General features: G+C 75.4%; 2 protein-coding genes. Both read right to left on the reverse strand.

The features are described 5' to 3' along the window. Window positions 1-1,375 (reverse strand): copper resistance CopC/CopD family protein (locus FGF04_RS38895; RefSeq protein WP_328596505.1); only part of this gene is annotated, 1,375 nt, incomplete at its 3' end. A gap of 168 nt (window positions 1,376-1,543) precedes the next feature. Then, window positions 1,544-2,255 (reverse strand): SDR family NAD(P)-dependent oxidoreductase (locus FGF04_RS38900; RefSeq protein WP_149516110.1); only part of this gene is annotated, 712 nt, incomplete at its 5' end.

Raw genomic sequence — 2,255 nt, forward strand, 5'->3', positions numbered from 1 at the left:
CGGCCATGGTGTCCGCGCCGGCGGCCCCGGTGCCGCCGCCCGCGGACGCGCCCGCCGCCACCCCCGCCGGCTCCGGCACGCGCGCCTCGGCCGGCCGCGCCGTGTCCCTCTCGGCCGGCCGGGCCGTCGTCCAGCGGCGCGAGAAGCCCGCCGCGGCCAGCAGCACCACCACGGCGCACACCTTCGTGACCAGGATCCGGCCGTACGACGTGTCGAAGAGCGCGTCCCACGAGCCGAGCCCCCGCCACGACTGGTAGACGCCGGTCAGGACCAGCACCACGACCGAGGTGAACGCCAGGCGCGAGAAACGGTGCACGCAGACGGCCGGGAGCGGCGTCTGCGACCGGTTCAGCGCGGTGAGCAGGGCCACGAGTCCGCCCAGCCACACCGCCATCGCCAGCAGGTGCAGGACGGAGGAGGTCATCGCCACCGGGACCTGGATGCCCGCGGACGCGTGCTCGGCGGCCGCCCAGGTGCCCGCCAGGGCGACGGCCAGGACCCCGCCGACCACCGGCACTGCCGTCCCCGGTTCCGGCGACCGCCGCAGCGCGGCCTCCGTGCGTACGAGGAAGACCGCCGCCGCGGCCAGCAGCGCCAGCCGTGCGAGCAGCGCCCAGCCGGGCCTGGTCGTCAGGGTGTTCCCGATCAGCTCCGGGTCGAGGAGGGTCGACGGGCCGGTGCCGCGTTCGTACGGGCCGCGCAGGAAGACGAGGAGGACCGTGGTGGCGAGGAGCGTCCACCAGCCGGCGCGGACGAGCCCGCGCAGCGGCCGTGCGTCGGGCGGACGGCAGGCGAGGACGAACACGGCCACGCCGATGAGCAGGGCGACGGCGGCGTACGCGGCGTAGCGGGCGATGTCGTAGAGGGCGCCCGAGGCGGGGKTCACGGCCGGCTCGGCGGAGATCGCGACGCTCGTCTCGGAGGGCGCGCCGATGGAGAAGGKGAAGGCGCCGGAGATGGGGTGGCTGTCCGCCGAGACCACCCGCCAGGCGACCGTGAACGTACCGTCCCGCAGGTCGTCGCGGAGACGGACCCGGACCTTGTCCGCGTGGCCGGGGACGTGCTCGGCGCTGTCCGCGTTCACCCGGCGGTTCTCGGGGCTGAGGACCCTCAGGGAGTCGTCCGTGACGCCGACCGACTCGGTGAAGGTCATGGTGACCTCGCGCGGCGCGGACTTCAGGACGGTCCCCTCGCGGGGGTCGGTGTCCCGCACCGCCGAGTGGGCGGACACGGACGTCGCGCCGCCCAGGAGGAGCAGGAGCAGCGTGCCGAGGAGGGTGAGGAGGGCGGCGGCCCGGCGCGGCGCCGTCGGCCGCAGCGCCCATATCTCCCGCGGCGCCCGTGGTACCCGGTGGGTACGGCGTACTCGGCCCACGTCGCCTCTCCCTGCTGCTCGCCTTCGCGGTACTGGTGGTGCCCATGGTGCTGCCGGTGCTGCCGATGCTGTTCGTGCGCGCACGTACGCGCACGTCCGCCGTGCACGTCGCGGCCTCCGAGGAGGTACGGATGTACGCGCCACGCTGTTCAGCGTCGTCGCGTCCGCTCACCAGGTGGGCCGGGCCGAGACCCCTCCGTCCACCACCAGGTCGTGCCCGGTGATCCAGGAGGCCATCGGTGAGGCGAGGAACACGCAGGCGTCGGCCACGTCCTGCGGGCGCCCCAGCCTCCCGGTGGGAGCAGCCTCCCGCCAGCGCCGTACGCCCTCGGGCCACGCCTGCGCGAGGCCCTCGCGGTCGATCAGCCCCGGCGAGACGGTGTTCACGCGGATGCCGTGAGGACCGTACTCCAGGGCCGCCGCGCGCGCGTGCATGACGATGGCCGCCTTCGACGCGCAGTAGTGCGCGTGGAGCGGGGCGGGGTGCGTGGCCTCGACGGACGCGATGTGGGTGATGCTGCGCACAGGGCCCCCGCCCGGGCCCCGCATGACCTCGGCGGCGGCCTGCGTACAGGCGAAGACGCTGGAAACGTTGGTGTCGACCACCGCCCGCCAGTCCGCCGCCGTCATGCCGGGCAGCTCCTGGACCGGCTGGACGCCCGCGTTGTTGACCAGCGCCGTCAGCGTGCCGCCTCCCCAGTCGGCGGCCTCGCGCACCACCCGGTGGCACTCGGACTCCACGGTCAGGTCGGCCCGCAGGGCCACCGCGCGGCCGCCCGAGCCGGTGATGCGTGCGACGACGTCACGGGCCGCTCCCTCGTTCGTACGGAAGTGGACGGCCACGGCCGCCCCCGCCGCCGCGAACCCCAGCGCGATCCTC

Source organism: Streptomyces apricus (assembly GCF_008369065.1).
Taxonomy (GTDB): domain Bacteria; phylum Actinomycetota; class Actinomycetes; order Streptomycetales; family Streptomycetaceae; genus Streptomyces; species Streptomyces apricus.